Annotated in this window: 13 protein-coding genes; 5 read left to right on the top strand and 8 right to left on the bottom strand. The window is 55.7% G+C overall.

What is annotated here, in order from left to right; translation table 11 throughout:
• Nucleotides 1-24: 24 nt before the first annotated feature.
• Nucleotides 25-1,152 carry a glycerophosphodiester phosphodiesterase gene (locus DU29_RS0115220; RefSeq protein WP_028622428.1) on the bottom strand — a complete coding sequence of 376 codons (1,128 nt, stop codon included), beginning with the start codon at nt 1,150-1,152 and terminating at the stop codon, nt 25-27.
• Here DU29_RS0115220 and DU29_RS0115215 point away from each other — a divergent pair.
• A complete protein-coding gene (locus DU29_RS0115215; protein ID WP_028622427.1) occupies nt 1,151-1,363 on the top strand; it encodes a hypothetical protein in 213 nt (70 codons plus the stop codon). The two genes, DU29_RS0115220 and DU29_RS0115215, sit on opposite strands and share 2 nt — an antisense overlap.
• A gap of 8 nt (nt 1,364-1,371) precedes the next feature.
• A complete protein-coding gene (locus DU29_RS0115210) occupies nt 1,372-1,698 on the top strand; it encodes a DUF2025 family protein (RefSeq protein WP_028622426.1) in 327 nt (108 codons plus the stop codon).
• Between the two features lie 99 nt (nt 1,699-1,797).
• Here DU29_RS0115210 and DU29_RS0115205 read toward each other — a convergent pair whose 3' ends face one another.
• Together DU29_RS0115205 and DU29_RS0115200 are read right to left on the bottom strand one after the other, a co-directional pair.
• On the bottom strand, nt 1,798-3,117 hold the full coding sequence (locus tag DU29_RS0115205) for a methyl-accepting chemotaxis protein (protein WP_028622425.1): 1,320 nt from the start codon (nt 3,115-3,117) through the stop codon (nt 1,798-1,800).
• Nucleotides 3,118-3,389: 272 nt separating this feature from the next.
• Nucleotides 3,390-3,998, bottom strand: a complete 609-nt coding sequence (locus DU29_RS0115200) for a TetR/AcrR family transcriptional regulator (RefSeq protein ID WP_028622424.1) — start codon at nt 3,996-3,998, stop codon at nt 3,390-3,392.
• Nucleotides 3,999-4,212: 214 nt separating this feature from the next.
• On the opposite strand from DU29_RS0115200, the gene DU29_RS0115195 reads away from it, so the two are divergent.
• A complete protein-coding gene (locus DU29_RS0115195; protein ID WP_028622423.1) occupies nt 4,213-5,259 on the top strand; it encodes an MBL fold metallo-hydrolase in 1,047 nt (348 codons plus the stop codon).
• 46 nt (nt 5,260-5,305) lie between these two features.
• Here DU29_RS0115195 and DU29_RS0115190 read toward each other — a convergent pair whose 3' ends face one another.
• On the bottom strand, nt 5,306-5,623 hold the full coding sequence (locus DU29_RS0115190) for a helix-turn-helix domain-containing protein (RefSeq protein ID WP_028622422.1): 318 nt from the start codon (nt 5,621-5,623) through the stop codon (nt 5,306-5,308).
• Nucleotides 5,624-6,139: 516 nt separating this feature from the next.
• Between DU29_RS0115190 and DU29_RS0115185 the strand changes: the two genes are divergently transcribed.
• Nucleotides 6,140-7,312, top strand: coding sequence for a hypothetical protein (locus DU29_RS0115185; protein ID WP_028622421.1), 1,173 nt, complete (start codon nt 6,140-6,142; stop codon nt 7,310-7,312).
• A 7-nt stretch (nt 7,313-7,319) separates the two neighbouring features.
• Here DU29_RS0115185 and DU29_RS0115180 read toward each other — a convergent pair whose 3' ends face one another.
• Entirely contained in the window at nt 7,320-8,309 is a 990-nt protein-coding gene (locus DU29_RS0115180; RefSeq protein ID WP_028622420.1) for a hypothetical protein, read from the bottom strand.
• A 561-nt stretch (nt 8,310-8,870) separates the two neighbouring features.
• Here DU29_RS0115180 and DU29_RS1000000131555 point away from each other — a divergent pair.
• Nucleotides 8,871-9,203, top strand: a complete 333-nt coding sequence (locus tag DU29_RS1000000131555; RefSeq protein ID WP_152635549.1) for a hypothetical protein — start codon at nt 8,871-8,873, stop codon at nt 9,201-9,203.
• A 26-nt stretch (nt 9,204-9,229) separates the two neighbouring features.
• Here the strand turns inward: DU29_RS1000000131555 and DU29_RS0115165 are convergent, their stop codons facing one another.
• From DU29_RS0115165 to DU29_RS0115150, 3 genes are all read right to left on the bottom strand, one after another.
• A complete protein-coding gene (locus DU29_RS0115165) occupies nt 9,230-9,943 on the bottom strand; it encodes an HNH endonuclease (RefSeq protein ID WP_028622417.1) in 714 nt (237 codons plus the stop codon).
• Nucleotides 9,944-10,226: 283 nt separating this feature from the next.
• Nucleotides 10,227-11,477, bottom strand: coding sequence for a ribonucleotide-diphosphate reductase subunit beta (locus DU29_RS0115160; RefSeq protein WP_028622416.1), 1,251 nt, complete (start codon nt 11,475-11,477; stop codon nt 10,227-10,229).
• A 530-nt stretch (nt 11,478-12,007) separates the two neighbouring features.
• Nucleotides 12,008-12,271, bottom strand: coding sequence for a DUF2790 domain-containing protein (locus DU29_RS0115150; RefSeq protein ID WP_028622415.1), 264 nt, complete (start codon nt 12,269-12,271; stop codon nt 12,008-12,010).
• Between the last annotated feature and the right edge of the window lie 387 nt (nt 12,272-12,658).

Below are 12,658 nucleotides of genomic sequence, written 5' to 3'. Positions count from 1 at the left end.
GCGATGCAGTCACCCCTGTTTCAATCAATACCCATTATTCGTCAGCACTTGCGCCACACTCGCCGCCGCCGGGCGTTTATAGAACTTGAGCAACTCGCTCGCGCGGTTGGTAAAGATGCCATCGACCCCGGCATTCATGACTTTCTGATAATCCACCGCATCGTCAACCGTGTAGACGTGCACCAGCAGGCCCTGATCGTGGGTGTATTGATTCATCCACGGTTTCACCAGGTCCGAATAACTTTGATCGCCACCCTTTGTCAGCGCTGCAGACGGTCCGGTGCCGATGGCGCCCTGGGCCTTGGCATAGTCGACCCAGCGCTGAAATTCGGCTTTATCTATCGGCTCCTGTTTGGCGTAGTAAGTTGCCTTGTCCTTGTCACCGGACTCGCCAAACTTCACCTTGGACTTTGGCTCGATGCTGCCTTCGCCGACCCACAGCAGGAGGATTTTCGGCACTTGCGGCATCTCTTTCTGCAGTAATTCGAGGCTGCTTTTCTCGAACGTTTGCAGCACGACCTTGCCTTTGCCCTGGCCGACGCCGAGGGCGCTCTTGGCCAGTTTCGAACCGGTCGGGCTTAACCAGCCGCGATCATGCAGCTTTTCCTTGAGGTCGCGTTCGAGCCCGGGAAACTGCTTCGCTTCTTTGGTTTCGATGTACAGGCCGGGTTTGTGCAGCGGGTTGCCCTGAGCGATGTCGATGATTTCATCGAGGGTCAGGACTTTCAGGCCCACGTACGAAGGGCGCGCGCGATCCGGGTACGCCGTGTTGAACCAGCTGCCGGCATCCAGGGTTTTCAGTTCGGCCATGGTGAATGCGTTAGCCGGGCTGTCCTTGCGCTCGGGGAATTTGCTCGCGACGTCGGTGGTGCGTTGCAGGTTGTCGTCATGCAGCGCAAACAGCACGCCGTCCTTGCTGCGTTGCAGGTCCAGTTCGAGATAATCGGCGCCGAGGTCACGCGCCAGTTTGTAGGCGGGCGCAGTGGATTCCGGAGCATCGAAAGACGCGCCGCGATGAGCAATCACCGCCGGGTGCGGTATGCCGGAACGGGTGGCCAGCGCGGTCGGGCTCGGCTCACTGGCGGCGTGGGCCTGGCCGATGCCGAGCAGCATGCTCAGCAGCAGGGCGCTCTTGGTGAAGGTGACAGGCATGGTCGAGATCCTTTCGCAGAGATTTTCGAAGACGTCCCTTTTAACAATTGATGGCGGCAAGCGCTATCGCCAGACCGACATTAAGCATTTCAAAAGAGAATTTTCCGGTCCTTTTGTGCGGTGCTTTGCAGTACTCTTCGGCTTGGCAGTTTCCCCAGCAGAGGGAAAGCCCCCATCACTTGCGTGTAAACCCAAGATCACTTTTCTGTGAGGTTTATCATGCGCATCACGTCCCAACTCATTTGCCAGGCCGCTGACCAACTCAAAGGCTTCGTCGGCCTCAATCGCAAAACCGGTCACTACATTGTGCGTTTCAGCGAAGATTCATTCGGCATGGACGTTGCGGATGACGGCATCATTGCGACCAGCGAATTCGTTTGGGCAGCAGGCCCGGGTGAGGCAATGACGCTCAAGCGTGAGCGGGTCCAGTTGCTGCTGGACCAGAATATTGATGACCGGATCAACATTACCGAGCCGTTGCGGGTGTACATGACTCGACGGGAGATGCCGGAGATTTCGGCGTTGCGCAGTCTTGCGCAGAGTTGAGCTTGACCGCAACGCTCGTGGCAGGGCTGCGAGACTGATCGTCTCGATAGCCCTGCGCGCGAGCGGCGTAGCTGAATCAAGGTTGAGGCGTTACCCGCTTCAACCTGGCAGACGCTCGTTGGCGAACATGCTCACCGCCTGCACAGCGTTGCTCGCACCATCGCGTATCTGCAGGATCACCGTACCGGCCTGATTGGCCAGTTCGACACCTTCTGCCGCCCGATCACGAGTGCCGTCCATGCTCTTGATCGCCTGGCGGGTTTCACTCTGGATCAACCCGATCATGCTGGAAATCTCCGCCGTAGAGCCACTGGTGCGAGCGGCCAGCTGGCGCACCTCGTCGGCCACCACGGCGAAGCCCCGCCCTTGTTCCCCGGCACGCGCCGCTTCGATGGCCGCATTGAGCGCTAGCAGGTTGGTCTGGTCGGCGATGCCGCGGATGGTGTTGACGATGGCGGTAATCTGCTCCGAGCGCTCGCCCAGTTGCGCAATCAACGTCGACGACTGTTCGATGTTGGCGGAGATTTCGCGCATTTCACTGGCCGCCTGCTGAATCACCTGCGTGCCTTGCTCGGCGATTTTGCGCGTCTCTACCGAGATGTGATACGCCTCGCTGGCACTGCGGGCATCCCGGTCATGTTGCTCAACCCGCGCCGTCACGTCGGATGCGAACTTGACCACTTTGCACAAACGCCCGCTAGCGTCGTACACGGGGTTGTAGTTGGCCTCCAGCCAGACGCTTTGCCCGCGCTTATCGACGCGCTGGAACTGGCCGTGGAAAAACTCACCGTGATTGAGTCGGCGCCAGAAGTCCTCATACGCGCTGCTGTTGATCAGCTCGGCCGTACAGAACAGGCGATGATGTTTACCTTTGAGTTCGGTGAGGGTGTAACCCATGCGTGTCAGAAAATTCTGATTAGCGCTGATGATAGTGCCGTCGAGGTTGAACTCGATCACCGCCATGGCGCGGTCGATCGCCTGCAACCGGGCAGCGGATTCGCTTTCGTGCTGCACTCTGGCGGTCACGTCCATTGCATATTTGACCACCTTCACGACGTTGCCCGCCGCGTTAATGATCGGGTTGTAACTGGCTTCCAGCCAGATCGCTCGCCCGTCGCCGCCCACCCGTTCATACGTCCCCGACTCGAATTGGCCGCTCTTAAGTCGCGCCCACAGCTGCGAATACTGCTGGCTGCGCGCGTACTCGGGTGGGCAAAACTGCCGATGAGGTTGCCCCAGCACTTGATCACGCCGATAGCCCATGGTCTGAAGAAAGTTGTCGTTGGCGCGCAGCACGACGCCATCGAGATCGAATTCGATCACTGCCATGGAGCGATCAATCGCTTCCAGCAGGGCATTTTGGCGGTCCAGGTTTTGCTGAAGGGCGTCGACGGTGGATTTATGGCGAGTAAATAGCATGGCTGCAATGCTCGGGAGGATGAAAAACACGGGGTCGTCCCTGTTCCTGCGCCTGCTAACCGAAGGCAAGGCAGCCTTCGGTGTTGTCTGCTCAATGTCAGCGGTCCATGACTGACAGGGAAATACTTATACAAAAATACAAATACTTGTACAAGGTTTGTATTTTTTTGATCTCTTTGTATAAGTTTTTTTCGGCGAGCAGCCGTGTTTCATTGCCCGTGATTGAGAGCAGGATTTGCCATTCGATGATGTGGGCGCGGCCAGCAATGCGTTCAGCGTTGGTAGCAGGCGAGGAGCATGTCTAGCGCAGACTCGACGACGGTGCTTTGCATCTCGGGCGCGAGGGCAGGCAGCCCCATGGAAATCTGTGGCCAGAACGCGAAGGATTTGAGCATCCCGTGAACCTGTTGCGCGGCGAAGGCGGGGTCGGCCGGCTTCAAGCGCCCATCCGCCTGAGCGGCGCGAAGCCACACGGTCAGGCCTTCTTCGCGTTCGCCCATTCTCTCGACCATATTCTGCGCACGCTCCGGGGAATGGATGGTTGCCGCGATGGCTACCCGTGCCAGATCGAGAAAATTGTCATCTGCCATCATCTGCATTTTTGCCATCAGCATGACGCGCATCTGGTCACGCAACGGCAGGTCTGCGCGGTAGCTGATTTGCTGCTCTGCCGTCACCCGCGCCCATAGCTGGTTGAGAATCTCGGAGAACAACTCTTCCTTGCTTGGGAAGTGGTTGTACACCGTGCGCTTCGACGCGCCCGCAGTAGCGGCAATCTTGTCCATGCTGGTGACGTCGAATCCGTGGGCACGGAATTCAGCGATCGCCGCTTGAATAATGGCTGCGCGTTTACGGTCGGTGAGGCGCTGTGGGGCAGTCATAAATACGCTTCGGCAGAAAGAAGTGGAGAATTACACTTGGCAGTTTACTTGTGATCAGCTTTGATGCAACCTTGAAACTACACTGTGCAGTGTAATGTTTCGTTAATGCTGTGCAGCCAACATTAGAGTCTCGGGCTGATGCGTGCGTGCTTTGGCCAATTATCATCCTACCGCTGAAACCGGGCATCCTGCGGTTTCCTGGAGTCATTCAGTCATGGTCACTGCCAAAAACATCGCTGAGCCTGAAGCTTCTCGTCAGGTAGAAGGGCAATTCAAAAACCATGCGCCGGTACAACGCGAAGGTGCTCGAAAAATGCTCCGGATAATGTGGAACATGATCTTTCACAAACCGCGAAGCACTCGGCCGAGCGCACCTGTTCCGGTGCAACGCCTGACCCGCGATGCCTTGATCGCCGCACCAAACCATAGCGTTTATCGTCTCGGCCACTCCACCGTATTACTGAAACTACGGGACAAATTTTTCATCACCGATCCGGTCTTCGCCGAGCGCGCCTCGCCGGTGCAGTGGGCCGGACCGAAGCGCTTTCACCAGCCACCGATCAGCCTGAAGGACTTGCCGCCGATTGAGGCGGTGATCCTGTCTCACGATCACTATGATCATCTCGATTATCAGGCTGTTCTGGCATTGGCCGAAAAGACTCAGTATTTCCTCACCCCGTTGGGCGTTGGCGATACATTGATCAAATGGGGCATCGACGCCAGCAAAGTGCGGCAACTGGATTGGTGGCAAGGCACAGAGGTTGCCGGCATCCAGTTCGTTGCCACGCCATCGCAGCACTTTTCCGGTCGCGGCCTGTTCGATGGCAACAGCACGCTGTGGGCGTCTTGGGTGATTCTCGATGACGCCACGCGAATTTTCTTCAGTGGCGACACCGGCTACTTCGACGGCTTCAAACGCATCGGCGAACAGTACGGCCCGTTCGACCTGACGCTGATGGAAACCGGCGCGTACAACGTGGAGTGGCCGCACGTGCACATGCAGCCCGAACAAACCTTGCAAGCGCACATCGACCTGAAAGGTCGCTGGTTATTGCCCATCCACAACGGCACGTTCGATTTGTCGATGCACGCCTGGTACGAACCGTTTGACCGCATTCTGGCACTGGCCTGGGAGCGCAGTGTGTCGATTACTACGCCGCAAATGGGCGAGGCGTTTAACCTGATGCATCCGCAGCGGGGTAGTGCGTGGTGGATGGCGGTGGAAGACGTGGGCGATCAAGGCGAAATACAGCGCGCCTGACGTTCAGCATCCAGGCCGCTTGGACAAAAGCGGCCGGCGCTGTACGTCACTCACCCATCGCATATTCCGACCGTCCCACTGCCTCTGCCGCTGCGCTTTTCATGTTCATCCCACGCCCCGGCGCAAAGCCCGGGAAGAACACCAGTCCTTCAGACTCGAACCGATACGCCAGCGCCAGCCGATCTGCATCCGGCACGTCACGCCTGGCCTCGAATCGCTCAATCGCGTCGACCGAAACGCCGGAATCCCGGGAGAGCTCCTCGACGCTCCAACCCAGCATTGCTCGGGCCTGGGCGCAGTGAGCAGGGGTGAACTGGAAGAGGGCGATACGTTCCAGGGTGATTTTCATCGCATAAGAGGCCATGGTGTTCTCCGGGCTCAAGAGTGCTGATTCGAAAAGTACTGTGATTTTGTACAGTTGTTTTGCGCCGGGATCAAATTGATTTTTTGATTTTTGCTGATCGGCTTAGATCATCCTGACGGACGGTGCGTGCGTGTCGTTGCGCTGCTGCGGGTTAAGCATGAGTTAGTCGACAACTATGGCCGAGTGTGCCGGTGCCGGTTGCGTGGGCTGGCACGCAGACGTACATAGTGATGGCCGGGCCGAGTTTGATCTGGGCGCCTGCTTGTTGGGTGCGAGGATGTGCTGGCGTTTGCGGTTTCAGCCGGGGCGCTAGTGACTATCAATTGCCTACGCTCTGGATTGGGCGGATTCCAGATCAGTTGCATGCGAGGATTTGTTTTGGATGTGGTGATGGTCGGCATGTGGCTGGGCTGATCGTTAATACATTTGCTTTTTATCGATTCTCAGACGGCGGTTCGCCATAATCTGCGGCTCTTTCCCTGCGAGCTAATGCTCGCTGCATTCAAGGATGATTTGATGTTTAAAGGACTGTCTTCTCTGGCTGGTATTGTCTTATTGGTGTGCTTAACATTCTCTGCGATGTTATGGGCCGACAGCGGCAAACAGGTCTACACCGGCACACTGGCCAAAATGCCGATTGTGCTGGAGGTGAGCGCCGATGGAAGTGAAGGGCGTTACTTTTACCAGAAGTACCGCAAAGACTTGGCGCTCAGTGGCTCGAAGGAAGGTGAAACCCTTGTACTGGAGGAGGGGGACCAGCGTTATGCTCAGGACAAACCTTTTCCGACCATTCGCTTACAACCCAAGTCCGATGGTTGGTCCGGAAAGTGGACCAGCCCCGATGGCAAAATCTTAAAGGTCGAATTGCAGCTGGCGAAACTTCCCCCGGTTCCCGCCGACACGTTGCCCTATCTGGTCAGACTTCACGACAAGGCGCCATACGAATACTTGCGATTAAAAGGTATGAAACTCACACAAGGCAAGACCGAGACCTTCATGGGATACACGCTGCAATGGTGGAGCGAGCCGCAATCCAACGCCGAATTGTTTGAAGTGGTTTCGGGCTACAGTGCGGACGAGCGTAAGCGCATTAATCAGCAATTGATGGGCCGTTTGTGGCAGGAGGTCGTTGGATACTATGGGTGCTTCGCCAATTACGCTGATGCCTTCTACTCACAGACCAGTCAGCCTCTGTGGATGACGCCTAACGTCATGAGTGTCCGTGTCTCCACCGAGTATTTTTGTGGTGGGGCTTATCCGGATCAGATTAATGCCTCGCTCAACCTCGACACCAAAACAGGAAAATCTTTGACACTGGATGATGTGCTCTGGGTGGGACAGGGAAAACCGCTGCATTACGAGGAAAACTACGACGCCTATATTTCCTCGCCTGGGTCATCCGATGCGTATTCGGAGTACCGCACTAAGGAGCTGGCGCCTTGGCTAGTAGCGCAATTGCTCACGCTCTATCCCGAGCAAATGACTGATACGGCCGAAGGGGAAAACGACTGCGAATACGGCGAGGAGGATCGCTGGAGTTTTCCATCCTGGTATTTCACGAAGCAGGGAATCAAATTGGATCCTGCCTTCCCTCACGTCGCGGCGGTTTGCGGAAATGTTAGCTGGGGTGTCTTACCGTATAGCCTGATCAAGCAACATCCTGGGGGCGTAGCGATACAGTTGCCCTAGCGTTGGATTATGTACTCGATAACCCGGGCGCTTCACGAATAATGAAGTGATCCAGATTCTCGATATTCGCACTGAACACCCCGAACGTTTGCTCGGGGTTCTTCTTGCTTGGCACTTGCTGCAACTGCGGTGTCACGCCGTAGAAAAAACAGAACAGCTCTTTGTCGCTGTCGACGGCGTGCTTTATTTCTTCCAGAAACGCTTTGCGCTTGCGGTAGTTCTCGATCAACTTCTTGCTCAAGTAAACGTTCACTGAGTAAGGCTTCTTCTTCGCCTCATCCGCCTGCTTGAACCAGATCTTCTGCTCGAAATCGATCCGGAAGCTCTGGGTGTAATCCTTGATCTCCTTGATCTTGCCCCAGTAGATCAGCCCCTTGTTGTCCGTCAGGTATTCGATCTTCTTGAAGAAAGACGAGTACGGCGCCGTGTGCTCGCCGATCTTCAGCGGCATGCGCTTGAGCAGGTCTTTGTCTTCGAAGTTGGAAACGAAGCACTCCACGGGGTGGGCGAAAACGGTGGTCTTGTCCGGCGCCGTTTCGGGGCCTGAATGCATGGCGTCATTGTTCGTTGCAGTGTTTCTTGGGGAATTCCGAGCTGCATCCTCTGCGGCCGCTTGGCTGGACGGCTTACGCACATACTGACGCCGGGTCAGCAACAACTCCAACGGAAAATGTTCCTCGCGACTGTCATCCGTTTCCGCGCCGTCCGCGTCCACTCCGGACGCCGGCGTTTTGAAACTGACGTAAGGGCAGTTCGTTACATGCCGCGTGCTGGGCGTGTTCTTGAAGTGCGGTGTGCGAACGTAATTGACGTTTTTGGCGTTGAACGTCGTCAACACATTCGCGGCCTCGAAGGCGGATCTGCAAGCGTCATTGGGACATTGGAAGTGTTCCTTGGCGGAATCGAACTCCATCGTCTCGTCGAAATTGAGATCGCGTACGTCGTAGATCGACAGCTTGTCGTCGAGGCTGAGGCAGTAGGCGAGGTCGAATTTCATGGTGGGCATCGGTCCTTAAAAAGGGGAGGGGCTATCAACAGCGGGCAGATTGAGAGGGAGCCACTGTCGATTGAAGCTCGGCGCATCAACATTCTCAGTTGTTGGGAGACGGCGCAACTGAATACATCGTCTGCAAAAAAATCGGAAAACAAATGTGTAGTGTTCCGTGTGTTCTACGAGCCAAAACGCTTGTGTTTCAACGGCTGCAGACAGAAAAAAACTGATAATAAATGTGCAGCCATGCGTGCGGCCTGCTTACGGAAGGGAGCTACGATGGAAGCGGTCCACTGTCCTCAAGCAACATTTCGCCTTCATCAAGTTCATGCTCGACGAGTGCCATAACCAAGTGGACTCCATGACCGGTGCTCTCAATCGCGAGAAGCTGCGCGAACGCGTGAATCGGCCATTTGAGCGCGCAATTCCACAAGCTGATCGCAGACCTTGCGAGAGCTGCCTTCATCGGTCACGACAAATCGCTTACGATCTTTGGAGACAGAAATGGAATCCCAAACCAAGGACGCGATATCCATGCAAACTTAGCTTTCTCAAGTCTTTCAACGCTTGAACAACCGCCAATTCGCTGTTTCCGGCAACACCCACGGGCTCTCCGGCACGGGCACCGTATTCCATTACCAGGTTGAGGGCGATGCCATTTCGAGCACTTACCGAGGTGGTCGAATCCGCATGGGGCATCAAGTTGGCCGCGTGACTGGCGCCGATACCATCGAGCTTCTGTTTCATTGCATCACCATCGAGGGCGAGATTCTCTCCGGCTGGTCCCGTGGCACGGTGGCGGTTGATCAGGCAGGGCGTCCAACGCTGGCGTTTGTATGGGGTTGGTCGTTTGGAGCGGAGGGCGGTGGGGAGTCGAGCTACGTAGAGGTTGTGGTGTAGAGAGGCCCAAGCGGCTGATCTTCCGGCTATTCCGGAATCAACCGCTTAACTTTTTCATAAAGCAACTGAGTAAATTCCTGTCTGTCATTCGAGTGATGGCAACGCCGGTGACAGTTCGGGCATATTGCTACAGCGTTGCTAATTTGATCCGAGCCCTGTTCGGCAAGGGGCTTAACGTGGTGAACTTCGAGAAACGGCAGATCAAGTTTCTGAAACGGAGCGGGCTCACCACAGCCTTCGCAATGACCGCCGGCTTCGTTTCGAACCCAGGCTCGAACTTCGGGATCACGGACGTAAACCGCGCGTAAGCTGGACGCTCGTTTCGGTCTCTTAATGCCCTTCGGCGGCTCTGCCATCTTTTGTTTTTGGAGGGCTGCGGCGCGACGCTCTAGTATTTCTTCATCGGCTGTCGGGGCGGTTGGGTCGCCAGGCTGAACACCTCTTTCACTGAGCACTTTCCGGATGGCCTGCTCGACGTTCGAGCCAACATTTCTGGCTGGCTTGTAGCCTGTGATGAATGCCTGATCCATTTTCATCAAAACCGTCGAAATGTTCTGCATCCGAAACTCCACAGAGCCTTTAGTGCGCGTGGGTAAAGACGTTTCCCGCAGAGCAAGATTCTCCGCGGCCTTTACGAACCTCTCACCGCTTAGCTCTAACGCAAGCATTTTGAGATAGGCATCGACCGCAGCCCTTATTTCAAAAATGCTCCAGTCGCTATCTCTTTTATTTACGCTCATAAAGTCGCCGAAGGTTGAAAACCCTCGGACGATACTGAGTGGCCTTTACGACTGTCTAGGAAAATTCCTACAGACAACACCGACGCTTCTTTCAGTTGTTCCTACCAAAACTTAACCAGCCGTACGCTGCGAGCACTGAAGCACTCCCAAACCTTCGGGTCTCGTGGCATAGGCTGAAATTAGATTCATCCGTCCATAAAAAAGCCCCGATCAGATCGGGGCTTTCACTTTTTCGATTCAACGACTCAGATGGCAATCGTCAAATGCCAGGAGGCTCTAGGGATCAATCCCAGCTCAGCGCCCCACCAGTCTGATACTCAATAACCCGCGTCTCAAAGAAATTCTTCTCTTTCTTCAAGTCCATAATCTCGCTCATCCAAGGGAACGGATTCGTAGTCCCCGGATACTCTTCTTTAAGACCGATCTGAGAAAGACGACGGTTAGCAATAAACTTCAGATAATCCTCCATCATCGCCGCATTCATCCCCAACACCCCACGAGGCATAGTATCCCGGGCGTATTCAATCTCCAGCTGAGTCCCCTGCAGAATCATCTGCGACGCTTCTTCCTTCATCTCGGCGTCCCACAAGTGTGGGTTTTCGATTTTGATCTGGTTGATCACGTCGATGCCGAAGTTCAGGTGCATGGATTCGTCGCGCAGGATGTATTGGAACTGCTCGGCGACGCCGGTCATTTTGTTGCGGCGGCCCATGGAGAGGATCTGGGTGAAGCCGCAGTAGAAGAAGATGCCTTCCAGAACGCAGTAGTACGCGATCAGGTTGCGCAGCAACTCTTTGTCGGTTTCGACGGTGCCGGTTTCGAACTTCGGATCGGAGATCGAGCGGGTGTATTTGAGGCCCCAGGTGGCTTTTTTCGCGACCGACGGGATCTCGTGGTACATGTTGAAGATCTCGCCTTCATCCATGGCCAACGATTCGATGCAGTACTGGTAGGCGTGGGTGTGGATCGCTTCTTCGAAGGCTTGGCGCAGGATGTACTGGCGGCATTCCGGGTTGGTGATCAAGCGATAAACAGCCAGCACCAGGTTGTTGGCAACCAGGGAGTCGGCGGTGGAGAAGAAGCCGAGGTTGCGCATGACGATGCGGCGCTCGTCGTCGGTCAGGCCTTCCGGGTCTTTCCAGAGGGCGATGTCGGCGGTCATGTTGACTTCTTGCGGCATCCAGTGGTTTGCGCAGCCGTCCAGGTATTTCTGCCAGGCCCAGTCGTACTTGAAGGGCACGAGTTGGTTGAGGTCGGCGCGGCAGTTGATCATGCGCTTTTCGTCAACGGCGACACGGGCGGAGGCGCCTTCGAGTTCGGCGAGGCCTTCGGCGATGTCGAGGTTGTCCAGTGCAGCCTTGGCGCGAGCGATGGCGGCGGAGTCAGACGCGGTGACAGCGCGAGCTTCTTGGGCGGCAACACCACCGGCGGTGTCGAGGCGGTCCATGTTGGCTTCAGTCGCGTGGCCGGCGTTGGCGCCTTTGACCACGGTTTCAGCGCTGTCTTCTTTGTCGAATTCGTCCCAGCTCAGCATGACGTGTCGTCTCCTGCGTGAGGGCCAGATGCCCATGTGATGGTTATTCACACGGTCGGTCTGGCCGCGTTGGATAAAGGTCGTTTTTCAGCAGCTATACGCAGGCATCAAACAGAATTTTGTACGGGGTTCCGAGAGCCACTGATGGCGCAGGCTGCGAAGGACGCGGCTGCGGGGCTTCAGACTGGCTTTTCGTCCCTGTAAGGGAATATTGCAGGCCCGTTTAAGGCGGCATTATAAGGAAGTTTTTGCCGGCGTGGTGCGGCGAATCGGCTCATGGAGGGGCCGAGAGGGAGGGTTTTTCGAGCAAAGCGAGGTAATACAGGGCTTTGGCTGATGCAAAAATTTTTTCGCTGATTTGGACGCTGAACAGATGTTGTTCAAAAAACATCCAAAAATGCCGTTTTTCACTACATCTTGTGTTTTGCAATGACTTTTTGCGCTTCTCAACACAACTGAGCCCGGCCGGAGCCGGGCTGGAATCGACCTGCAGCAATGCGCTAAAAAGGCTCGATTGCGGGCAGTCTTGATCAGCCGTTGGAGCAGCCGTTGCCCATGACGGTGTAGCGCATGATATGGCGTTGGCCTTTGGAGTCGTCGTATTCCATTGTCACCGGCACAACTTCACACACATTGGGGATATCGCTCATGGAGATAACTTTGGCGATGTCCGGGTGACTTGAGTAAGTGTATTGCTCGACGATCGGTTGTTGCTGGGCGACATCAGTCGGGACCTCGTCTGCCATGGCGGTGGCGCACAGGCTGGAGAGGGCCAGAACTAATAGAGCTTTCATTTCAGATTTACCTTTTTGAGGTCGAATGGGGTCACGCAATCTTTTTGGGATTGCGTGTGGAACTGGATATGGAGTTTTTTTGATTAACTGCCTTCGTGGGGGCTGCAACCTGGTTAATCAGGGTTTGCCGTGTTGGCGGGACAGATTCTAGGCGTGGGGGAGGCATTCATATAGGTGGGGTTTTGATAAACACTTTTGATAGATTTTGTAACAATCATCGAATAGCTCGGCTGTCGCGGTTCTTTTTGTAGCAGCTGCCGAGCCTGCGAGGCTGCGTTCGGCTGCGCAGCTGTCGTCAGATACGTCGACGCGGTCTTTCGGTGAAATAGCGTTCGCCGATCGGCGACTGCTGCGCAGTCGAACGCAGCCTCGCAGGCTCGGCAGCTG

Origin of the sequence: Pseudomonas sp. Ant30-3 (assembly GCF_000690905.1) — a bacterium.
Lineage (GTDB): Bacteria > Pseudomonadota > Gammaproteobacteria > Pseudomonadales > Pseudomonadaceae > Aquipseudomonas.
This window is presented reverse-complemented; position numbering and strand designations above follow the sequence as displayed.